This window comes from Povalibacter uvarum (assembly GCF_014202975.1).
Classification (GTDB): Bacteria; Pseudomonadota; Gammaproteobacteria; order Steroidobacterales; family Steroidobacteraceae; genus Steroidobacter; species Steroidobacter uvarum.
In genome coordinates this window covers 733,459-755,497 of sequence record NZ_JACHHZ010000002.1, presented here as the reverse complement: position 1 = coordinate 755,497, position 22,039 = coordinate 733,459, and the positions used below count along the sequence as shown (strand labels likewise).

20 protein-coding genes are annotated in these 22,039 nt (G+C 62.0%); 13 read left to right on the top strand and 7 right to left on the bottom strand.

Translation table 11 applies throughout. The features are described from left to right. Positions 1-11 precede the first annotated feature (11 nt). Positions 12-731: a DUF4124 domain-containing protein gene (locus tag HNQ60_RS09590; RefSeq protein WP_184331066.1), complete on the bottom strand. Its 720-nt coding sequence runs from the start codon at positions 729-731 to the stop codon at positions 12-14. Positions 732-853: 122 nt separating this feature from the next. Beyond that, a complete protein-coding gene (glnA, locus tag HNQ60_RS09585; protein ID WP_221304113.1) occupies positions 854-2,266 on the bottom strand; it encodes a glutamate--ammonia ligase in 1,413 nt (470 codons plus the stop codon). Between the two features lie 369 nt (positions 2,267-2,635). On the opposite strand from glnA, the gene glyQ reads away from it, so the two are divergent. The 3 genes from glyQ to HNQ60_RS09570 are packed head-to-tail and all read left to right on the top strand — an operon-like array spanning position 2,636 to position 6,375. Further along, positions 2,636-3,559 (top strand): glycine--tRNA ligase subunit alpha, encoded by a 924-nt coding sequence (glyQ, locus tag HNQ60_RS09580; RefSeq protein ID WP_184331064.1) that lies wholly within the window; start codon positions 2,636-2,638, stop codon positions 3,557-3,559. Positions 3,560-3,564: 5 nt separating this feature from the next. Continuing rightward, on the top strand, positions 3,565-5,643 hold the full coding sequence (gene glyS / locus HNQ60_RS09575; RefSeq protein ID WP_184331062.1) for a glycine--tRNA ligase subunit beta: 2,079 nt from the start codon (positions 3,565-3,567) through the stop codon (positions 5,641-5,643). Between the two features lie 18 nt (positions 5,644-5,661). Next, a complete protein-coding gene (locus tag HNQ60_RS09570; protein WP_184331061.1) occupies positions 5,662-6,375 on the top strand; it encodes a lysophospholipid acyltransferase family protein in 714 nt (237 codons plus the stop codon). Positions 6,376-6,442: 67 nt separating this feature from the next. Here the strand turns inward: HNQ60_RS09570 and gyrB are convergent, their stop codons facing one another. From gyrB to dnaA, 4 genes are all read right to left on the bottom strand, one after another. After that, a complete protein-coding gene (gene gyrB, locus HNQ60_RS09565; protein WP_184331059.1) occupies positions 6,443-8,857 on the bottom strand; it encodes a DNA topoisomerase (ATP-hydrolyzing) subunit B in 2,415 nt (804 codons plus the stop codon). Between the two features lie 28 nt (positions 8,858-8,885). Further along, positions 8,886-9,950 (bottom strand): DNA replication/repair protein RecF, encoded by a 1,065-nt coding sequence (recF, locus tag HNQ60_RS09560; protein WP_184331057.1) that lies wholly within the window; start codon positions 9,948-9,950, stop codon positions 8,886-8,888. A gap of 11 nt (positions 9,951-9,961) precedes the next feature. Continuing rightward, positions 9,962-11,059 carry a DNA polymerase III subunit beta gene (gene dnaN / locus HNQ60_RS09555; RefSeq protein WP_184331055.1) on the bottom strand — a complete coding sequence of 366 codons (1,098 nt, stop codon included), beginning with the start codon at positions 11,057-11,059 and terminating at the stop codon, positions 9,962-9,964. A 222-nt stretch (positions 11,060-11,281) separates the two neighbouring features. Beyond that, complete coding sequence (dnaA, locus tag HNQ60_RS09550) at positions 11,282-12,616, bottom strand: chromosomal replication initiator protein DnaA (protein ID WP_184331053.1); 1,335 nt, start codon at positions 12,614-12,616, stop codon at positions 11,282-11,284. A 278-nt stretch (positions 12,617-12,894) separates the two neighbouring features. On the opposite strand from dnaA, the gene rpmH reads away from it, so the two are divergent. The 5 genes from rpmH to mnmE all read left to right on the top strand — a co-directional run bounded on the left by rpmH (position 12,895) and on the right by mnmE (position 16,860). Beyond that, positions 12,895-13,029, top strand: a complete 135-nt coding sequence (gene rpmH / locus HNQ60_RS09545) for a 50S ribosomal protein L34 (RefSeq protein ID WP_184331051.1) — start codon at positions 12,895-12,897, stop codon at positions 13,027-13,029. Between the two features lie 35 nt (positions 13,030-13,064). Further along, positions 13,065-13,430, top strand: coding sequence for a ribonuclease P protein component (gene rnpA / locus HNQ60_RS28290; RefSeq protein ID WP_184331049.1), 366 nt, complete (start codon positions 13,065-13,067; stop codon positions 13,428-13,430). Further along, the gene (gene yidD, locus HNQ60_RS09535) at positions 13,415-13,720 is read left to right on the top strand and encodes a membrane protein insertion efficiency factor YidD (protein WP_184331047.1); all 306 of its coding nucleotides are present in this window, start codon (positions 13,415-13,417) and stop codon (positions 13,718-13,720) included. The genes rnpA and yidD overlap by 16 nt, the downstream gene beginning before the upstream one ends. Positions 13,721-13,737: 17 nt before the next feature. Further along, positions 13,738-15,435, top strand: coding sequence for a membrane protein insertase YidC (yidC, locus tag HNQ60_RS09530; protein ID WP_184331045.1), 1,698 nt, complete (start codon positions 13,738-13,740; stop codon positions 15,433-15,435). 63 nt (positions 15,436-15,498) lie between these two features. After that, the gene (mnmE, locus tag HNQ60_RS09525) at positions 15,499-16,860 is read left to right on the top strand and encodes a tRNA uridine-5-carboxymethylaminomethyl(34) synthesis GTPase MnmE (protein WP_184331043.1); all 1,362 of its coding nucleotides are present in this window, start codon (positions 15,499-15,501) and stop codon (positions 16,858-16,860) included. Between the two features lie 3 nt (positions 16,861-16,863). Here the strand turns inward: mnmE and HNQ60_RS09520 are convergent, their stop codons facing one another. Beyond that, entirely contained in the window at positions 16,864-17,178 is a 315-nt protein-coding gene (locus tag HNQ60_RS09520) for an HPF/RaiA family ribosome-associated protein (protein ID WP_184331042.1), read from the bottom strand. A gap of 260 nt (positions 17,179-17,438) precedes the next feature. Between HNQ60_RS09520 and HNQ60_RS09515 the strand changes: the two genes are divergently transcribed. From HNQ60_RS09515 to HNQ60_RS09495, 5 genes are all read left to right on the top strand, one after another. After that, complete coding sequence (locus tag HNQ60_RS09515) at positions 17,439-17,645, top strand: YgaP family membrane protein (RefSeq protein WP_184331040.1); 207 nt, start codon at positions 17,439-17,441, stop codon at positions 17,643-17,645. Then, positions 17,614-18,084 (top strand): OsmC family protein, encoded by a 471-nt coding sequence (locus HNQ60_RS09510; protein ID WP_322096864.1) that lies wholly within the window; start codon positions 17,614-17,616, stop codon positions 18,082-18,084. Before HNQ60_RS09515 ends, HNQ60_RS09510 begins: the two co-directional genes overlap by 32 nt. Positions 18,085-18,100: 16 nt before the next feature. Further along, positions 18,101-18,502 carry a DUF4157 domain-containing protein gene (locus HNQ60_RS09505; protein ID WP_184331035.1) on the top strand — a complete coding sequence of 134 codons (402 nt, stop codon included), beginning with the start codon at positions 18,101-18,103 and terminating at the stop codon, positions 18,500-18,502. A 90-nt stretch (positions 18,503-18,592) separates the two neighbouring features. Continuing rightward, positions 18,593-20,485, top strand: a complete 1,893-nt coding sequence (locus HNQ60_RS09500; protein ID WP_184331033.1) for a mechanosensitive ion channel family protein — start codon at positions 18,593-18,595, stop codon at positions 20,483-20,485. A gap of 338 nt (positions 20,486-20,823) precedes the next feature. After that, positions 20,824-22,032, top strand: a complete 1,209-nt coding sequence (locus tag HNQ60_RS09495; protein ID WP_184331031.1) for an RtcB family protein — start codon at positions 20,824-20,826, stop codon at positions 22,030-22,032. Positions 22,033-22,039: the final 7 nt, after the last annotated feature.

Sequence of the window (22,039 nt, the reverse complement as noted above, 5' to 3'; positions counted from 1 at the left end):
CGAGAGGAGGGCTACTTGCCTTGCGGCGCTTTGGGCGGCGTTGGCTTGCTGGTCGCTGGCTTGGTGACGACCGGCTTGTTGGTCTTCGGATCGATCGGTGCGGTGCGCACCGGATTCAGCGCAGCATAGGTCGGCTGCGACGTAGGCATCTTGTTGCCGGCGCGCGGTTGCGGCTTCGGCGGCGGGCGCAGCGACGGACCGACCGGAGCCTGGGCTCCCGATTCCTGCCGCACATGGAACGTGATGGGCGGACTGCTCTGGACGCGCTGACCGGTGCTGGTCGTGATGACCGCAACCACGGTGTGCGTGCCACGCGGCACTTCTCGCAAATTGAACGTCGTCGTATTGCGCGGATAGTCCTGGAGGATGCGGCCGTCGAGCTGGAGAAAGATCAAGTGGCCGGACAGCAGGTCGGGCTGCATGTTGACCTGAACCGTCGCGGTCCCACCGGTATTCACGAGGGTCTCGTCGTCCGCCGGGCTCGTGATCTCGAGCGTCGCGTAGCCTTCGCCGGGATCGTTCGACTCGGAGCTGCTCGACGAGGGAGCGGTGTAACTGGGGGTGCTTGAATCGCTCCGGGAGGTGCCGGTAGCCAGCTCGACCCGGGTCGCGCCGGGAACCGGGCGATCGGCATAGTGAGTCACACCGTTGCTGTCCACCCACTTCCACACTGTCTGTGCGGCGAGCACGGGGCCCGCGAGCAAGGCGAGTAGCAACAGCGTAGTGCGCATGGGGATCGAGCATATCCGCTTCGCTCCGGCCTGACAAAAACGGCGACGGCAGAGTGTGAACACCGTCACCGCAGCAGTACGAGGGAAGGGACGCCGGGCGGGAAAGCCCGGCGTCCGCGACCTCAGACGCTGTAGTACAACTCGAATTCCAGCGGGTGCGTGGACATACGCACCTTGGTGACTTCCTGCATCTTCAGCGCGATGTAGGCGTCGATCACATCGTCGGTGAACACGCCGCCGGCCTTGAGGAACGCGCGGTCCTTGTCGAGCGCTTCCAGGGCCTGTTCCAGCGAGTAACACACTTCCGGAATGTTCTTGGCTTCTTCCGGCGGCAGGTCGTACAGATCCTTGTCCGCGGCTTCGCCGGGATGGATCTTGTTCTGGATGCCGTCGAGACCCGCCATGAGCATCGCGGAGAACGCGAGGTACGGATTCGCCGTCGAATCCGGGAAGCGCACTTCGATGCGGCGACCCTTGGGGTTCGCAACCCACGGAATACGGATGGAGGCAGAACGGTTACGGGCGGAGTACGCCAGCATGACCGGAGCTTCGAAACCCGGCACCAGGCGCTTGTAGCTGTTGGTGCTGGCGTTCGTGAATGCGTTGATCGCCTTGGCGTGCTTGATGATGCCGCCGATGTAGTAGAGCGCCAGGTCCGACAGACCGGCGTATTTGTCGCCCGCGAAGAGCGGCTTGCCGTCCTTCGAGATCGACTGGTGAACATGCATGCCGCTGCCGTTGTCGCCGACCAGGGGTTTCGGCATGAACGTCACGGTCTTGCCGTACGCGTGAGCCACGTTGTGGATCGCGTACTTGAGCATCTGCACTTCATCGGCCTTGCGCACCAGCGTATTGGCGTTCACGCCGATTTCGCACTGGCCGGCGGTCGCGACTTCGTGGTGATGCACTTCGACCTTCATGCCCAGCTCTTCGAGCGCGAGGCACATCGCCGAACGCAGATCCTGGAACGAGTCGACCGGCGGGACGGGGAAGTAGCCGCCCTTCACGCCGGGCCGGTGAGCCTTGTTGCCATCTTCGTAATTCTTGCCCGAGCTCCAGGCGGCTTCGATGGATTCGATGTCGAAGAAGGAGCCCTGCATGTTCGTGCCGTAGCGCACGTTGTCGAAAATGAAGAATTCGTTTTCGGGGCCGAACAGCGCCTTTTCGCCGATCCCTGAAGCCTTGAGATAGGCCTCGGCGCGCTTGCCGATGGAACGCGGATCGCGCTCATAGCCCTGCATCGTGGAGGGTTCAAGGACGTCGCAGCGGATGATCAGCGTCTTCTCTTCGAAGAACGGATCCAGAACGGCCGTGGTGGGGTCCGGCATGAGGACCATGTCCGACTCGTTGATTCCCTTCCAGCCGGCGATGGACGACCCGTCGAACATCTTGCCGTCGTCGAAGAATCCCGCGTCGATCGTGTGCGCGGGCACGGTTACGTGCTGTTCCTTGCCGCGCGTGTCCGTAAAGCGCAAGTCAACAAAGGTGACTTCCTTTTCTTTCAACATGCTGAGGACTTCAGCGGACGTCGTCATGAGATCTCCTCCGGTAAACAGCGAGATTGAGTGACCCCGGCTCGCTCGCTGTTACGACGCCGTAGGTTTATTGAAGTCTGGGCCCCGAAAATTGCAGGAACCATGCCATCGCACCGTCATGGCGCAAGTCGTTGGATTTGACGGAGTTGATCGCCGGCGTGGCGCCGCATAGGCACCATGATAGTGCGTATTTTCTACCATATGCACCGATAATGTGCGTATGGGCTCAGGCCGGTCTCCCGCAGGCATCGCGTCCGGGCATCAGCGCCGCTCGTGAGCCGCCCGGCTGAGCCGCTATACTCGCGCGCTTTTCGCGCCAGAAGCCGCCCTTTTCGCGGCGAACGGCAAACCGCCCGCCCAGGATCCTGCATGGCCGCCCCCAAAGCCGACGTTCCCAAGACTTTCCAGGATCTGATCTTTGCCCTGCAGGCGTACTGGGCGAAGCAGGGGTGCGTCATCCTCCAGCCGTACGACATGGAAATGGGCGCGGGCACTTTCCATACGGCGACCCTGCTGCGAGCCGTCGGCCCCGAACCGTGGAGCGCCGCCTATGTGCAGCCGTCCCGGCGCCCGACAGACGGCCGCTATGGCGACAACCCGTTCCGCCTCCAGCACTACTACCAGTTCCAAGTCGTTCTGAAGCCCTCGCCCGACAACATCATCGATCTCTATCTCGGCTCGCTCGCCAGTCTGGGATTCGATCCGCTGACGCACGACATCCGGCTCGTCGAAGACAACTGGGAATCGCCAACGCTGGGCGCGTGGGGCTTGGGTTGGGAGATCTGGCTGAACGGCATGGAGGTCACGCAGTTCACGTACTTCCAGCAGGTCGGCGGTCTCGACTGCCGGCCCGTCATGGGCGAGATCACTTACGGTCTCGAGCGGCTCGCGATGTACCTGCAGGGTGTCGAGAGCATCTTCGACATCGTGTGGTCGGACGGACCCTTCGGACGCGTCACCTATGGAGACGTGTATCACCAGAACGAAGTGGAGCAGTCCAAGTACAACTTCGAGTTTGCCGACACGGACCTGCTGTTCCGTCATTTCAAGGAGCACGAGAGCGCGTGCGAGATGCTGCTCGAGAAGGGGCTCGCTCTGCCCGCGTATGAGCAGATGCTCAAGACATCGCACACGTTCAATCTTCTGGACGCACGCAAGGCGATCTCGGTGACGGAACGCCAGGGATACATATTGAGAGTGCGCGCGCTGGCGAAGCGCGTCGCCGAGACCTACTACAAATCCCGCGAGGCGCTGGGCTTCCCGATGCTCGCGCGTACGGCAGCGGGAGCATGACGGACATGAGCAAGCGCGATTTTCTCGTCGAGATCGGTACTGAAGAACTGCCGCCGAAGTCTCTCTTCAATCTGGCGCAGGCCTTTGCGGATGGCGTCGTGAAAGGGCTCGGCACCAGTGGCGTGAAGCACGGCGAGGTCGAATGGTTCGCTACGCCTCGGCGCCTCGCCGTTCGCGTCGGCGCCCTGGCCGATCACCAGCCGGATCAGGAGATCAAACGGCAGGGGCCCGCGGTGGCAAACGCGTTCGACGCATCGGGCCAGCCGACGAAGGCTGCCCTGGGATTCGCGGCGTCCTGCGGTGTGACCCTCGATCAGCTTCAGCAGGTCGACGGGCCGAAGGGCAAGGTGCTGCAGTTTGTCGGCGTGAAGAAGGGCGAACCGACGACGTCGCTGCTGCCGGGCATCGTGTCGACGTCGCTGAATGAGCTGCCGATCGCGAAGCGGATGCGCTGGGGCGCGGGCGAGCAGGAGTTCGTCCGGCCGGTGCACTGGATCGTGATGTTGTTCGGTTCGACTGTCGTCGAAGCCACCGTTCTGGGCATTGCCGCCGGCAAGCAGTCTCGAGGACATCGGTTTCACGCGCCGCAGCCCATCGCGATTTCGAGCCCGGCCAAATATCCCGAGACGCTCATTGAAAAAGGCCGCGTCGTAGTCGATGCGTCGCAGCGACGTGAATCGATCCGGACCGGCGTCAACACGATCGCCGAGTCGCTCGGCGGCACCGCGGTGATCGAGCCGGCGCTGCTGGATGAAGTGGCGTCGCTCGTCGAGTGGCCCGTCCCGCTCGCCGGTCGCTTCGATGCGAGATTCCTGGACCTGCCGCCGGAAGTCCTGATCGCGACCATGCAGGAGCATCAACGCTACTTCCCGGTGCGCGGCCCCGATGGAAAGTTGATCAACGCATTCATCACGGTGGCGAACATCGAGAGCCGCGATCCGGACAAGGTCCGTGACGGCAATGAACGGGTAGTTCGGCCGCGCCTGGCGGACGCCGCGTTCTTCTGGGAGACGGATCGCAAGCAGCGTCTCGAAGACCGTTGCGAAGCGCTGAGGGCCGTGACCTTCCAGAGCAAGCTCGGCTCGCTGTTCGACAAGGCCACCCGTGTCGAAGCGCTGGCGTCTCATATCGCAAGCATCATTCGGGGCGACGCGGCTCTGGCCCAGCGCGCCGCGAAGCTCTCCAAGTGCGATCTGCTCACCGCGATGGTGGGCGAGTTTCCCGAACTTCAGGGATTGATGGGCCGGTACTACGCGACGCATGACGGTGAACCCACCGAGGTCGCGGCGGCACTCGCTGAACAGTACTGGCCTCGATTCTCGGGCGATCAGTTGCCGCAAACGCCGACGGGCATCGCGGTGTCGATGGCGGACAAGCTCGATACGATCGCCGGCATCTTCAGCATCGGCCAGAAGCCGTCTGGCACGCGCGATCCGTTCGGCCTGCGTCGCGCCGCGCTCGGCGTGCTGCGAATCTGCGTCGAGCGCAAGCTGGATATCGACCTGTATCAACTGGTCGAAACGGCAGTCGCGCAGCAGCCGATCCCCGCGCCCGCCGAAACGGTTGAGGAGATCTGGGCGTACCTCATGGAGCGGTTGCGCGGTTCATATCTCGAAGCGACTGATCAGGGTGTCACTACCGAGATGTTCGATGCGGTGCTCGGCAGCCGCTCGCATTCACCTCTCGACATCGATCTACGACTCGACGCACTGAAGTCCTTCCTGGCGCTGCCCGAGGCGCAAGCCCTGTCGGCAGCCAACAAGCGGATTGCGAACATCCTGCGCAAAGTTCCCGAGGCCGTGTCCGGCGCGGTTTCGACCGATCGTTTGCAGGACCCCGCTGAGCGCGCGTTGTTCGAGCACGTCATCGCGACCGAGCGCGGCGTGAATCCATTGCTCGCACGGCGCGAGTACGCAGCGGCGCTCACGCACCTCGCTGGTCTGCGCGAGGATGTTGATCGCTTCTTCGACGGCGTCATGGTCATGGCGGACGATGCTGAAGTACGTGCTAACCGGCTGGCATTACTGTCGCGGTTGCGCAGCGTGTTCCTGCAGATCGCGGATCTCTCCAGGCTGCCCGGCTGAAGCAAAGAGGAATTGCGCGTGCAGTTGTTGCGATCGCTGGTCTACACAACCTGGCTGTTTGTCGGGACCGCGATCTATGCCGTCATCGTGCTGCTGCTCAGCTGGCTTCCCAGCAAACAGCTTTATCGCGTTGCGAACAGCTGGTCGCACACGCAGCTGTGGGTGCTGAAGGTCTGCTGCGGACTCAGCTATCGGGTCGAGGGAACGGAGAACATCATTCCGGGCGCGCACGTCTCGATGTGGAAGCATTCGTCCGCATGGGAAACGATCGCCCAGGCGGGGATTTTCCCGCCGCAGTCCTGGGTGCTGAAGCGGGAGCTCATGTGGATCCCGCTCGTGGGCTGGGCTCTCCACTTCCTGCGACCGATCGCGATCAATCGCAGCGCGGGCGCATCGGCCGTCAACCAGGTGGTGGAGCAGGGCAAGGAGCGCCTGGCTAGCGGACTGTGGGTCCTGGTCTTCCCGGAAGGCACTCGCGTTGCGGCTGGAGAGAAGCGTAAGTACGGGGTGAGTGGTGCTCTGCTTGCGTCGCGGGCTGGCTGCAAGATCATCCCGGTGGCCCACAACGCGGGCCTGTTCTGGCCGCGGCGCGGCTGGGTCAAGAAGCCGGGGGTGATTCAGGTAGCGATTGGTCCGCCGATCGACGCTGCCGGACGTGATCCCCGCGAGCTCAACGAGGAAGTCCGGACCTGGATCGAGGCAAAGCTCGCCTCCATGACGAAGGCGAGCTAGTTCGTACAATTTATCTGTAGGGCTCGCGCTTATTCAGACGTTGAGACCGCTCTATTAATTAATAAAACTAAATATCGAGATTCGCGACCGCCAGGGCGTTGCGCTCGATGAAGTCACGGCGCGGCTCGACCTGATCGCCCATGAGCGTGGCGAAGATATCGTTGGCGGCCAGAGCGTCCTCGATACGCACCTGGATCAACCGGCGCGAGTTGGGGTCGATGGTCGTTTCCCAGAGCTGATCGGGATTCATCTCGCCCAGTCCCTTGTAGCGCTGGATCGTCTGGCCCTTGCGAGCTTGCTCGAGCAGCCATTCGATCGCCTGCTTGAAGCTGCCCACGTCGTTGCGCAGATCGCCACGAGCAACGTACGCATCGGGCTGCAGCAGCCCTGAAAGCGTGCGGCCCAACTCCGCAATCCGGCGATACTCCGCGGATTCGAAGAACTCACGATGAATGTGCTTCTCGCTCGTCGAGCCGTGCTCCGTGCGAGCAACGAGAAGTTTCGGTGCTCCGCCGTCGGTACCCGAGAGAACGCGAACGCGATACTTACGGCCGGCATCATCATGCAGGTTCAACTGCGTTTCGAAGAGGCGGCCCCAATCGGTGAGCCATTCGAGGCTGTCGTGATTCGCGACCGTGACTTCGGGCGTGTAGAGCAGTTGCTCGAGCACACGCTGATCGTATCGGCGGGAGGAGCGACGGATGATCGCGGAAACTTCCATCCAGCGCCGCGCCAACGTTTCGAGTGCTGAACCCATGAGCGGCGTCTGGTTGGCGCCGGGATGCAGGCGCGCGTCTTCCAACGCGTGGTTGAGCAGCATCGCGTTGAGCTCCGTGTCGTCCTTCACGTAGTGCTCGGTCTTGCCCTTCTTGAGTTTGTAGAGCGGCGGCTGAGCGATGTAGATGTGTCCGCGCTCGATCAGCTGCGGCATCTGGCGATAGAAGAAAGTCAGCAGCAGGGTGCGGATATGCGAGCCGTCGACGTCGGCATCCGTCATCACGATGATGCGGTGATAACGCAGCTTGTCGGGATTGAAGTCGTCAGCGCCGATGCCGCAACCCAGGGCGGTAATCAGCGTTCCGACTTCGGCCGACGACAGCATCTTGTCGAAGCGAGCCTTCTCGACGTTCAGGATCTTGCCCTTCAGCGGCAGGATCGCCTGAGTGCGTCGATCGCGGCCCTGCTTGGCCGAGCCGCCTGCGGAATCACCCTCGACCAGGAAGATCTCGGAGAGCGCCGGATCCTTCTCCTGGCAATCCGCCAGCTTGCCGGGAAGCCCAGCGAGATCAAGCGCGCCCTTGCGGCGAGTCATTTCGCGAGCCTTGCGGGCGGCCTCGCGCGCACGCGCGGCTTCCACGATCTTTGAAGCGACCGCCTTGGCCTGGGCCGGATGCTCAAGAAGGAATTCTTCGAGCTTCGCGGCGACCGTGGCTTCCACGATGCCTTTGATCTCGGACGAGACCAGCTTGTCCTTGGTCTGCGAGGAGAACTTCGGATCGGGCATCTTCACGGAAAGAATCGCGGTCAGACCTTCGCGCGCGTCATCGCCTGTGGTCGCGACCTTGTCTTTCGCGGCGTACCGCTCTTCGACGTAGTGATTCAGCGTGCGGGTCAGCGCGCTGCGGAAGCCCGCGAGGTGCGTGCCGCCGTCCTTCTGCGGGATGTTGTTGGTGTAGGAGTACATGCTCTCCTGGTAGGAGTCGTTCCACTGCAGTCCCAACTCGACGGTGACGGCGTCCTGCTGGCTCCTGAACCAGATGATCGATTCGTGGATCGGCGTCTGATTGCGATTCAGATAGCGGACGAACTCGCTGATGCCGCCTTCGTACTGGAAGACTTCCCGCTTGTCGTCGCGCTCATCGATGAGCTCGATGCGAACGCCCGAGTTCAGGAACGACAACTCGCGAAGGCGCTTGGCCAGAATGTTGTAGTCGAACTCGATGTTCGTGAAGATCTGGGCGCTCGGCTTGAACCGGATGATCGTGCCGCGCTTATCGGTGACCCCGGTCTCCGCTAGCGGTGCCTGGGGGTCGCCCAGCCGGTATTCCTGGTTGTAGAGCTTCGATTCGCGATGGATCGTCAGGAGCAGGTACTCGGACAGCGCGTTGACCACCGAGACCCCGACGCCGTGCAAACCGCCGGAGACCTTGTAGGAAGAGTCGTCGAACTTACCGCCCGCGTGGAGGATGGTCATGATGACCTCGGCGGCCGATCTGCCCTCCTCCGGATGGATATCCACAGGTATTCCACGGCCGTCATCGGCCACGGTGACGGACTGGTCGGCATGCACCGTGACGGTGATATTCGAGCAGTGACCGGCCAGCGCTTCATCGATGGAGTTGTCCACCACCTCGAAGACCATGTGGTGGAGACCCGTACCGTCATCGGTGTCACCGATGTACATTCCGGGGCGTTTCCGGACGGCATCGAGGCCCTTCAAAACCTTGATTTTGCTTGAGTCGTAGACGTCGGAATCTGCCATGGTGCAACCTGGATCTGGGACGGCGGAATTATAGCATTGGGGTGAATTCGCCTTGTTCCACGTGAAACACTTTGTGGATATTCACGCCGCGTAGCCCTGCTTCCGTGACCGATGTGACGATCAGTTGAGACGGCACGGATTCGATCGCCCGAAGAAGTTTCCCCAAATTATCCACATCCAGCTCGGCAGCCGGATCGTCCAGCAACAGGCAGGTCGGCGTCGGGGCCGTCTCGGCTCGCAGGCGGACCTGAGCCAGGATGAACGCGCACGCCAGCATCTTCTGCTGACCCCTCGACACGAGATCTCGAGCCAATACCCCCTCCGTCTTGAAGGTAAGGTCCGCCCTGTGCGGCCCAGTGGATGTCGTCCGTAGCTGGAGGTCCCGGGACCGCTTGGATGCGAGCGATTCGGCCAGTGACTCATCCACGGACCACCCGCGGCGATAGTCAAAGGAAGCTCGGTTCGGCAGGAGGCTGGATGCCAGCTCCTCGAAGATTGGCTTCAGCCTGCTCGCGTATTCCGCACGCTCCTGGTCAACGACGGAACCGCATTCGGCCATCTCCTTCTCCCATGCAGAGATGACGGCCAGGCCTTCGCCGGCTCGCAGGGCCGCATTCCGTTGCAGCAGTGCCCGCTGGTACCGCCTCCATGAAACCAGGAACTCATGTTTCACGTGGAACACTCCCCAGTCGAGCAGTCGCCGACGGCGGGCAGAGCCCTCCTCAACCAAGCGGTGCACGCTCGGGTCGATCAACTGGATGGGAAGAACTTCGGCGATCTCCGAAAGGCTGGAGATCCCCTGGCCAGCCAGCCGGGATCGGGTCTGGCCATTTGTGTACTCGGCGCCGGCGACCAACTTGCCGCGCGGCGTCTCGAGGCGTCCAACAACGCGGAAAAAATCAGCTCCGCGCTTGAGAAGCTTCTCGCGGGTATTCGTGCGTAGGGAGCGTCCGTGCCCCAGAAAGAAGATCGCTTCCAACAAGCTCGTCTTGCCCGAGCCGTTATTACCGAGGATGCCGGTCCCTCGCGAATCGAACTCCAGATGCGCCTGTGCGATGCAGCGGAAGTTCTCGATGTCGATTCCGGCCAGCACCGCCCTTCCGATTACAGCCGCATCGGCATGACCACATACTTGGCGGAGGCGACGGCGGGCGAAGTCAGCAGGCAGCTGTTGTTCGCGTCAGTCAGGCCAAGCTGAACCTCGTTGCCATCCACTGCCGCCAACGCGTCGAGGAGATAGTTCACGTTGAAGCCGATCTCGACTTCCTCCCCGCCATAGTTCACTTCGATCTCTTCCTCGGCCTCTTCCTGCTCTGGGTTGTGAGACTGCAGGACCAGCGCGTTCTCCTTCACTGCCAGGCGAATGCCGCGGTACTTCTCATTCGAGAGAATGGCCGCTCGCTGGAGCGCCGCGCGCAACGCGTCGCGATCTGCCTTGACCTGCTTGGGAGGATTGTTCGGAATTACCCGGCCGTATTCCGGGAAACGACCGTCAATGAGCTTCGAAGTGAAGCGAATTTCGCCAATGCTGGCGCGAACGTGATTCGTTCCCACCGCGAGCTCCACCGTACCCTCTGCGCCGAGCAGACGCTGCAGCTCCAGGACGCCTTTGCGAGGAACGATGACCTGCTGCGTGTTGCCCCCGTCCTTCTCCAGCTCTGCTTCGCAGTATGCCAGTCGATGTCCGTCAGTCGCGACCGTTCGCAGCACTTTCCCAGCAATTTCCATCAACATGCCGTTCAGGTAGTAGCGGACGTCCTGCTGCGCCATCGAGAAATGCGTCTTGTCGAGCAGGCGCTTGAGCGCCGCCTGACCGATCGTGAAGGACTGATCCGCACGGATATCTTCGATGGAGGGGAAGTCCGACGCGGGCAGCGTGGTCAGCGTGAAGCGGCTCTTGCCGGACTTTACGGTGACGCGCTCGCCTTCCAGCGTAATCGTCACCGTTGCCTGGTCCGGCAACGCGCGAACGATGTCGAGCAGCTTGCGAGCGGGAACGGTGATCTCACCTGCTTGCTGCAGGGTGACCTTCGTTTTTGCCACGAGCTCGACTTCCAGATCCGTCGCGGTCAGCGACAACTCATCCCCGCGTCCCGTGATCAGGACGTTCGCCAGAATGGGCATGGTCTGCCGCCGTTCGACCACGCCGATCACTGCTTGCAGGGGAGCCAGTATCGCTTCGCGTCCAGCACTGAACTTCATCGCTTCACCTGTGGAGTCTTAAAGATTTAATGATTTAGATATTTAAAACTTATGATGATTATTGAGATCGCCCAACTCTGTGGATAAGCGAATCGCACCCTTTCGAATCAGGAGCTTGTGCTCTCAATAACTCCGCCTATAAGGCCTCGAACAGTTTGTCCCAAAGCTGTTGAGCACCTGTGGATTAAAAGAATCCTCACGACGCTCACAAGTTTTCCACAATCAACCTGCCAGGGTTCTCAACAGGTTTTGATAGTCCTCGTTCGTCCGTGTCTGCGACTCACGCAACTCCTTGATCACGCGGCACGCGTGCATCACGGTCGTGTGGTCCCGACCCCCGAAAGCATCGCCGATCTCCGGCAAGCTGTGGCTGGTCAGCTCCTTCGCCAGAGCCATCGCCAGCTGACGCGGTCGCGCGATAGATCGGCTCCTGCGTTTGGAGAGCAGATCCGCCACCCGGATTTTGTAGTACTCCGCGACGGTTTTCTGGATGTTATCAATCGTGACGAGGCGATCCTGCAACGCGAGCAGATCGCGCAGGGCTTCTTTCACGAAATCCATCGTGATCGGCCGGCCAGTGAATTGCGAGTTCGCCACGACTCTGCGCAGCGCACCCTCCAGCTCACGAACGTTCGAGCGGATCCGCTTAGCGATGAAGAACGCGACTTCCTCGGGCAACTCGATTCCGGAGCCCGCGGCCTTGCTCATCAGAATCGCCACGCAGGTTTCGAGCTCGGGCGGCTCGATGGCAACCGTCAGGCCCCAGCCGAAGCGCGACTTCAGCCGCTCCTCCAGACCATCGACTTCCTTCGGGTAGCGATCGCACGTGAGGATGATCTGCTGCTGACCTTCGAACAGCGCGTTGAAGGTATGGAAGAACTCTTCCTGGGAGCGATCCTTGTTCGCGAAGAACTGAATGTCGTCGATCAGGAGGGCATCGAGCGAGCGGTAAGCGGCTTTGAAGTCGTTGATGGTGTTGTGCTGGAGCGCCTTCACCATGTCGCTCACGAACCGCTCCGAGTGCACGTAAGCCACCCGGGCCCGATCGCTCCGGCCTCGAATGACGTTACCAACCGCGTGCATGAGGTGGGTCTTGCCCAGGCCGACGCCGCCGTAGATGAACAGCGGGTTGTACGCGCGGCCAGGGTTTTCCGCGACCTGATGAGCTGCGGCGCGGGCGAGCTGGTTGCTCTTGCCCTCGACGAAATTCGTGAACGTGAAATCCGGATTCAGCCGGCTTCCCAGCACCGAGGGCGGCTCGCGCGTGAACCCCTTGGGGGCAACAGGCGTCGAACTGATGGGACTAGCGACGATCCGGGAGCCAACTTCGACAATGATGCTCAATCCCGGGGGCGACGAGAGCGGTTCGACGAGCTCGGAGATGCGCTGGGCGACATTGGCATTCACCCAGTCGACCACGAAACGATTCGGGGCCAGCAACCGCAAGACGCGGCCTTCCTCGACCGCTTGCAGCGGCCGGATCCAGGTATTGAACTGCTGCTCGGGCAACTCTGATTCCAGTTGCCGAAGACAGTGATGCCACAACGAACCCTGCACGGTTTCGCCCCCACCGGACCTCGTCCCCAAGATACCGGTCGATCAAGAACGTCAATGAAATGGGTCTGCGCCGAGTCGTTCCATAGCGGGGGCGCGAGAGGCCGCGAGTCTATACCGATGCGCCGCGAGTTATCCACAGCTCGAAAGTCAGTGAATCACCCGGAAATTCAGCGACCGCGCGCTTGACATCACCTGAGGCGCTGCGTACCTTTGCCGCCCTTCTTTTCGGCCCACCATGTGCTTGTTTTAGCGCGACTTTCGCGCCACGAGATTGCAGCATGAAGCGCACTTACAACCCCAGCAAGATTCATCGCGCCCGCACTCACGGTTTCCGTGCGCGCATGGCAACCCGCGCCGGTCGCCTGGTGCTTTCCCGTCGCCGCGCGAAGGGCCGCAAGCGCCTCACCGTCTGACGCCGCCTCCGGCGTCACGCTGTTCGAAGCTGTTCTTGCAAGCACCCGCCCGGCCATTTACCCCGGCGCAACGTCTCCACAATAAGTCGGACTTCGATCGCGTCTACAAAGATGCGAGACGTTCCGCCGATGCAATGTTCGCCGTCTTCGCGCGACCGAACGGGGGATCCACGGCTCGACTTGGTTTATCCGTCGCCGCCCGAATCATAGGGGGCGCGGTCCGCCGCAATCGAATCAAGCGCCTCGTCAGGGAATCGTTCCGGCTGCATCAACATGACTTTCCCGCGGTCGACATCGTCGTCAATGCACGCAGCGGGGCTCGCGACGCGGACAATCCCGCCATCGCGCGCAGTCTCGAAAAGCATTGGCGGGCCGTAGTTCGCGCATGCGCATCGTCCTGAAAGCGCTGATCCGCGGCTATCGCTATCTCATCAGTCCGATGCTCGGTCCGAACTGCCGCTTCTATCCGAGCTGTTCGTGCTACGCCGAAGAAGCGATCGAAGCCCACGGCGCCATGAAGGGAACTTATCTTGCCGCGCGGCGCATCCTGAGATGTCATCCTTGGCATCCAGGCGGCTACGATCCCGTGCCCGCTTCGACGCGTGCCGGATCTTCCAATACCAATACGTCTGAACCCGCATCCTGCGAAGCCGCCAGCCACACGAGCTGCGCATCGCATCTGCCGCACTGACCGGAATCGATTCACTCATGGAAAACCAAAGACTCTTTGTGTGGGCGGCTCTCGGTCTCGTGCTGTGGCTGAACTACATCGCATGGCAGCGTGACTACGCGCCGCCGCCCGCACCCGCTGCTCAGGTCACAGCTCCGGCTGCACCAGGACAACCAGCCGCGCCTGAAGCGCTGCCTGATCTGCCGGCCGCTGATGGCGCACCCGCAGCACCAAGCACGCAGGCTCCCGCTGTCGCCGGACCTGAAGCGCCCGCCGCAGCTGCCGCAGCTCCGACGATTCGTGTCGTCACTGACGTGCTCGATATGCAGATCAGCACTCGCGGCGGCGAACTGCAGCGCGCCGATCTGCTCAAGTATCCGAAGGTCAAGAATGAGCCGGGTGTTCCGGTGCGACTCTTCGATACCGGCGGCGCCGCTCTCTATGTCGCGCGTTCCGGGCTACGAGCCGCGGATCAGCGCAGCGAGCCGACGCATGCAGTGACGTATCAGGCTGCGGCCAACGAATATCGACTCAGCGCCGGCGACACCCAGCTCGAAGTTCCGCTGACATGGACCGACGGCCTGGGGCTCACGGTGACGAAGACCTACGTCTTCAAGCCGGGCAGCTATCGCATCGATCTCAAGTACGACGTCAACAATGCGACGGCGACGGACTGGCGCGCGGCTTCTTACGTTCAGCTCATCCGCCACTACGAACACGTCGAGCGTTCGTACTTCAAGGTCGAGACCTACGCGTATCGCGGCCCGGCCATCTACGACGGCAAGGCCTATCGCAAGCTCGATGTCGAAGATGCCGAGGATCGCAACTACAAGAACGCGATCACCGGCGGCTGGGTCGCAGCGCTGCAGCATCATTTCGTCGCCGCGGCGGTGCCGCCGGCGGGCGCGGCCTATGACTATCAGCTGAGCGTCGACGCCGATAACGACTACGTGCTTTCTTATCGCGGGCCGCTGCAGACTGTTGCCGCGGGTGCCACCGGCGCTTTCACGGAAACGTTGTTCGTCGGCCCGAAGCTCCAGCAGCAGCTCGAAACCACCGGACCCAAACTCGAACTCACGGCCGACTACGGCAAGCTGACGATCATTGCGCAGCCGCTGTTCTGGCTGCTCGACCAGGTCCATGGCTTCGTCAAGAACTGGGGCCTCGCGATCATCATCGTGACTTTCCTGATCAAGCTCGTCTTCTACAAGCTGACCGCGGCGAGCGGCCGCTCGATGGCGAAGATGCGCAACGTCGCGCCCCGCATCAAGGCGATTCAGGAACGCTACAAGGACGATCGCGAACAGCTTGGTCGGCAGATGATGGAGATCTACAAGCGCGAGAAGATCAACCCGCTCGCCGGATGCCTGCCGATCCTGATCCAGATTCCGTTCTTCCTCGCCTTCTACTGGGTGCTGCTCGAAAGCGTCGAGATGCGCCAGGCGCCGTTCTTCGGCTGGATCACCGATCTGTCGACGCGCGATCCGTTCTTCATCCTGCCCGTGCTGATGGGCGTCGCGATGTTCGCGCAGTTCAAGCTGCAGCCGATGCCGAGCGCCGATCCGATCCAGGCGAAGATCTTCTCCTTCATGCCCATCATCATGGCCGGGACCATGGCCTGGTTCCCCGCCGGTCTCGTCCTCTACTGGCTGACGAACACGCTCCTGTCGATCGCGCAGCAGTGGCGCATCAACAAGCTCGTCGCCGCCGAGGACGCCGCCAAGAAGAGCGGTTGAGCCTGCGACTGACGGTCAGATGCTGATGTGGCTACACTTTGATCCAGCCACATCAGCGCTGCCGTGACCGCACACCTCTCAGACTCCGACACGATTGCTGCTGTCGCCACGGCCGCTGGCCGCGGTGGCATCGGCGTCGTGCGCGTATCAGGTCCGAGGGTCATCAGCATCGCGACCGAATTGCTCGGCGACCTGCCGTCCCCTCGACATGCCGCGCTTCGTATCTTCCGCGACGCTGATGGCGAAATGCTGGATGGCGGTATCGCGCTCTACTTCCCCGCACCCGCTTCGTTCACCGGCGAAGACGTGCTCGAGCTGCAAGGGCATGGCGGCGACATTGTTCTCGACATGCTGCTCGCGCGTGTCGTGCAACTCGGCGCGCGCATCGCGCAGCCCGGTGAATTCAGCCGCCGCGCATTTCTCAACGACAAGATCGATCTCACCCAGGCCGAAGCGATCGCGGATCTGATCGACAGCGGTTCCGCTCAGGCAGCGCGTGCCGCGTTGCGTTCGCTGCAAGGTGAATTCTCAGACGTCGTTCATTCGCTGACCGAAGCAGTAACCGAGGCCCGCATGCATGTGGAAGCGGCGATCGATTTCCCGGAAGAAGAAATCGACTTCCTTGCCGACACCGCGCTGCGCGACCGCATCGATCGAACGCTCGAGCTTTGCGGGCAGATCATCAGCACCGCCCGGCAAGGCACACTGCTTCGCGAGGGCATGACGGTCGTCATCGCGGGCCGACCGAACGCCGGCAAATCGAGTTTGCTGAATCGCCTCGCGGGCTACGATGCTGCGATCGTCACGGATATTCCTGGCACAACTCGCGACGTGTTGCGTGAGCGCATTCACATCGACGGCATGCCGCTTCACATCGCGGATACAGCTGGGCTGCGAGAGGAAGCTGATGTAGTCGAATCCGAGGGTATCCGTCGCGCACACGTCGAGATGTCGCGTGCCGACCGGATTCTGTACGTCATCGACGCGACACGCAGCGCGGACGACGAGGAGATTCGCCGTGAGACCTCCGTGTTGCCCACGAACGTCCCCGTCACCTGGATCTTCAACAAACTCGATATCGCGGGCGGCAGCGTACGCACTCAGGAAACACAACCGCCGCGCCTGTACCTGTCCGCGACAACCGGCGAGGGCATCGACCTTCTGCGCGAACACCTGAAGGCCTGCGTCGGCTATCAGGCAACGGAAGGCGGCACGCTATCCGCCCGCCGGCGCCATCTCGAAGCGTTGAAAGACACCCAGCGTCATCTGCAGGAAGCGCATCGCCAGCTCACCGAAAGCCGCGCAGGCGAGCTGATGGCCGAAGAGCTGCGGCTGGCTCAGCAGTCGCTTGCGGAGATCACCGGAGAGTTCAGCTCCGATGATCTGTTGGGGAGAATTTTCTCGAGTTTCTGTATCGGCAAGTAGCCTTCAGCTCACCAACTGCCGCTTCGCATTCTCAAACGCATCCCTGGCCGCAATGTAGGGATCGGAGTGTTCCGATCTCGACGCCCGCCCGCTGTTCGCGTGGATCGCGCCTCCAGGAAAGAGCACATCGAGCGAGACGGCGAACTCGCGATGACGCTCGCTGTGCGACGGGCCGTCGACGACGACGCGGCAGGAGGTGATGCGATCGTGGAATCGGATCAGCTTGCCTGCGAGCTCGCGGATGCGCGCTTCGAGCGCTTCGGAGTGATCGGTGTGGCGGAAAGTGACCTGCATTGCCGGGACGACGAATTCGTTCATTCTGGTCTCCTCTGAACGGCGCAACCGCCGTTGCGAGATCACGCTCGCATGATCGTTCGGCGACCGGAATACGGTGAGCTCACCGAAGTTCAGGGGATTCCCGTAGTTGAAGAAGCAGCCAGGAGCCCGCACGTCCTGGCCCGTGTCGCGGCATTGGGATTGAACCCGCCGCCGGCCCTACGGAGATCCTACGAGGATCTCCGCATTCGCGTTCATCCTCCCGTGCGGAAAACTCTCCACCAGGCCTGCTGGAGACTTTCATGACACAAAACATCGGCAACGCGGATCGCATCGTGCGGCTGGCGATGGGTATCGGGTTCTTCGCCTTCCTGCTCCTCGTGCCCGCGCCGATCCGATGGTTGGGTATCCTGGGTTTCATTCCGTTGCTGACGGCCTATGCAGGAAGCTGTCCGATGTATAACGTTCTCGGTATAGATACGCGCCGAACCGCGGCGCGCAGAGGATGACACTCTGAAGCCGTTTCCCCATTCGTATCCTGTTGTAGCGAGCGTCACATCGGACGCATCGCCGCTCGTTCAGGCAGAAGGGCTTCCGGATCTGCATTCAGCTTCGCCCCGTGAGTTCGACGGGCCGGGTGACCAATGGTCGCCAGAATCGTTGCTGGTCGGTGCGGCAGCGAGCTGCTTCCTGCTGACGTTCAAGGTGGTGGCCCGCATCGCCAAGCTGGAATGGCAGCGGCTCGAGTGCTCCGTCGACGGGACGCTCGATCGAGTCGAGGGCGTCACGCAGTTCACGCATATGCGCTTGCACGCGAAGCTCACCGTACCGACGCTGGACAAACGCGACGCATATCAGCACGCGCTGGAAAAAGCAGAACAAAACTGCCTGGTCAGCAATTCGCTCCGCTGTCCGCGCGAACTGACTGTCGATATCGTCGCTGCCTAGCGAGTCTCCGACAGCCGTGATCATCGGCCGCCGCGTTGCCGCTCCTTCCGTGATCGCCCGATCGCTGGGCGACATCTTCGGTGAGCGCGTCGAGCACGTTCGCGTCATCGAGCATTCCTTGTATGCGTCACTGCATCCAGGCGCACGCGCGACAACACGGCGCGGTCGCATTCTCCTGAGAGGTTCGGCCGCGGATTTCTGGAGCGATCCGGACCTTCTGCTCCACGAGTACTTCCATGTGCTTCGCCAATGGCAACCGCGCAAGCTGACGATCTGGCGGTACCTGGTCGAGTCTCTCCGTCGCGGCTATTGGTTCAATGTCTACGAGGTCGAGGCCCGGGCCTTCGCAGCCCGGCATTGCGTGCGGCTTCAATTGCTTCTGGCTCGGCGGCGGCACGAGGAGCAGCCCTCCGCATAGGCGCAGGTCGGTCGCCAGCGACAATACCGATGTCCCGGACCGTCACTGTTTAGGCCAGAATACGGCGCTTCCGTCTGCTCTGGATCGCCCATGTCCGCAAAACCGTTACTGCTCGTCGCCATCGCGCTGCTGACGCTCGGCGTTCATGCTGCCGAAGAAACGGCACCAACTCCGCCTGCGCCAGCGGATTCGCGGACGGTGATGACGATCGAACAGGTCGTCCAGCTGCTCGATGAAACGGTCGACTGGTATCGCACGCTCGGCATGCAGCAGCAGGCGTCGACACAGCCGAGTGACCTGTTGATCCTCTACGCCAATCGCCAGACGGCGGACAAAGTCATGACGCTCGCCTTCGAGATCGCGCGCGCGAACGCCGAACTCATCAGCAGCGAAGAGGGCGCCAAGGCGCAGCAGAACACGGACTCGGGATCACAGACATTGGCCCGCATTCAGCGGCGCCTGGATGAGCAGCGTCAGTCGGTGCAGGCCGAACTGGACGCAGCCAAGCGTCAACTCGCATCCGCCGATGACAGAGAGAACGCATCGACCCGCGTGTCGGTGCTCCAGCGTGAACTCGATCTGCTCAATGCGCGACGCAACTATCTCTCGAGCATGGAACAGTTCGAGCACGAGAATGATGCCGGCGGGTTTGGCGCGAACACGCTCAAGGCCCATATCGACGCCATTGCCGCTTCGATTCCTTCCATGAGCGCCGCGACGCCCGCCGCAGCGACGGCTGCCGCGGCCAGTGCGCCGACTCCGACGCCGGGAACACTGTCGTTCAGCCAGTTCGGAATCTGGGACCTGACCGCTGCGGTCTTCCGCCTTTCCGGAAAGATGCGAACGATCGATGCGATCGATCAGCGCACCGCGGACCTGCAGGAAGTGTTCACCCAGATCCGCAACCCGCCCCTCGAGCAGTTGAAAGCTTTGACGGCACGCGGCGACGCGCTCGGTGCGCAATCCGACAACACCGACAGCGCAACCCTGAAGACCATGCGCGATCAGTACGACACGCTCGCGTGGCTGTTCAAGCAGACCTCGTCGATGCTGACCCCGTTGAGCCGCGCCGGCGTGCTTCTGGATCAGTATCGCCACAACCTCAAGAGCTGGCGCGACGCGACGGAGCGCCAGTACTACGAAGCACTGAAAGCGCTCGGCATGCGAGTTCTGTTCTTCGCCGCGTTGCTTGCGATCGTGTTCGGTGCCGCCGAGCTGTGGCAGCGCGCCGTCTTCCGGTACGTACACGATGCACGTCGGCGCTCACGCTTCCTGCTGCTGAGACGAATCGTCATCTGGTGCCTCGTCGTCGCCATCGCCGCATCGACGTTCGCGACGGAGCTCGGTTCGCTCGCAACCTTCGCGGGCCTGATCACGGCCGGTCTGGCTGTGGCCATGCAGAGCGTGCTCGTGTCGGTCGTGGGCTACTTCTTCCTCATCGGCAAGTACGGCATTCGCGTCGGTGATCGAGTGCAGATCGGTAGCGTGACCGGCGAAGTCATCGAGCTGGGCCTGGTGAGACTGCATCTGATGGAGCTCGGCGGTCAGGGGCTGCAAGCGCCGACTGGCCGCGTCGTTGCTTTCGCGAATTCCGTGATCTTCCAGGCATCGGGCGGCCTGTTCAAACAGATCGCGGGCGTGAACCTCGCGTGGCACGACGTTACGTTGAGTCTCCCGCCGGGCGCCGACTACGCGGTGATCAAGGATGAGCTGGTGGCTGCAGTGAACGACGTGCTCAACGACTACCGTGACGACATCGTGCGGCAGAGCCAGGAAATCCAGAAGGCCGCCTCGTCGAACGAAACCGGTGACCCACAGCCGCAGGTCCAGCTGCGCTTCTCGCCGGATGGCGTGGAAGCGGTCGTGAGATATCCCGTACAGCTCTCTCATGCCGCGGAGATCGACGAGCGCGTGTCTCGCGAGTTGCTGAACGTGATTTCAGCGCACAGCAACGCTGCGCCGCGGCTCGGCGCTCCCGCCTGAACGCGATTCGCCGGACGACTATCGTCAATTACCGGTTGACTCATCGGCGAAGCTGAGTAACATGCGCGCCCCCGGATACTTCAACCCGGCCTTGGAGCCAACAATGTCTGCACCGCACAATCTCGAAACCAAGTTGAACAACGCGCCGTAAAGTTCTCACGAGATGACTTGGGACGAGCGCGTCCGCTCCCCAAGTCAGGTGTACAAGCCGCTTCTGGCGACAGAATGGCTCCACGAAACCCCTGGCGGGGAAACCTGCCAGGGGTTTTGTCTTTGGCGGGCCAGCAAACCAGCGACTAGCCGTTAGCAGCTGGCCGCAAGAAGGCTATTTTTCTGTCATGCCAGTACAACTGACTCTCAACAAAGGCCGGGTGCCCGTCAAAGTCTTCACGAAAGACATCGAGCACGACGCCATGCAGCAACTGATCAATGTCGCGCAACTGCCGATCGTGTTCGGCCATGTCGCTGCGATGCCCGATGTGCATCACGGCATCGGCGCGACCGTGGGCAGCGTGATTGCAACGAAGCAGGCCATTATTCCCGCGGCCGTCGGTGTCGACATCGGCTGCGGCATGAATGCCGTGCGCCTGACGCTCACCGCCGCCGATCTTCCCGACAATCTCGCGAAGATCCGCAGTGAAATAGAGCGCGCGGTACCGGTCGGATTCAATCAGCACGAATCCGACAAGGTCCACGGCAGCGCTCATGCGCGGCAGGCGCGCACGCTGAGTGATCGGCTCGACAGCGTCGTGAAGAAGCACGGCGGCATCATGAAGATGCAGCGCCAGTTCGCGCGCACGTGGATCTGCCAGCTGGGCTCGCTGGGCGGCGGCAATCACTTCATCGAACTGTGTGTCGACGAGGCGCAGCGCGTGTGGGTGATGCTGCACTCGGGATCGCGAGGGATCGGCAATGTCTTCGGGCGCTACTTCATCGAAGCCGCGCGCAAGGACATGCGCCGTCACCAGGTGAACCTGCCGGACCGCGATCTTTCGTACTTCAGCGAGGGGTCGGATCTGTTCGACGACTACGTCGAAGCCGTCGATTGGGCGCAGGACTACGCGCTGCTCAATCGCACGATGATGATGAAGCTCGTGCTGGACGCGCTGGCGAAGCATCTTCCGCCGTTCAGGACGGACGGCGAGGCGATCAACTGCCATCACAACTACGTGGCGATCGAACAGCATTTCGGCGAGAAGCTGTTCATCACCCGCAAGGGCGCGATCAGTGCGCGCGACGGCCAGCTCGGCATCATCCCGGGCAGCATGGGCGCTCGCTCGTACATCGTCCGCGGCAAAGGCAATGCCGAGTCGTTCTGCTCCTGTTCCCATGGAGCGGGCCGGCGCATGAGTCGCACGGAAGCGAAGCGACGCTTCAACCGCTTCGATCTGGCCAAGCAGACCGAAGGGGTGGAGTGCCGCAAGGACGGAGGCGTCGTGGACGAGATCCCGGCGGCGTACAAGAACATCGATGAGGTGATGGCGAACCAGACCGACCTGGTCGAGGTCGCTCACACGCTGAAGCAAGTGATCTGCATCAAGGGCTGATAACAAC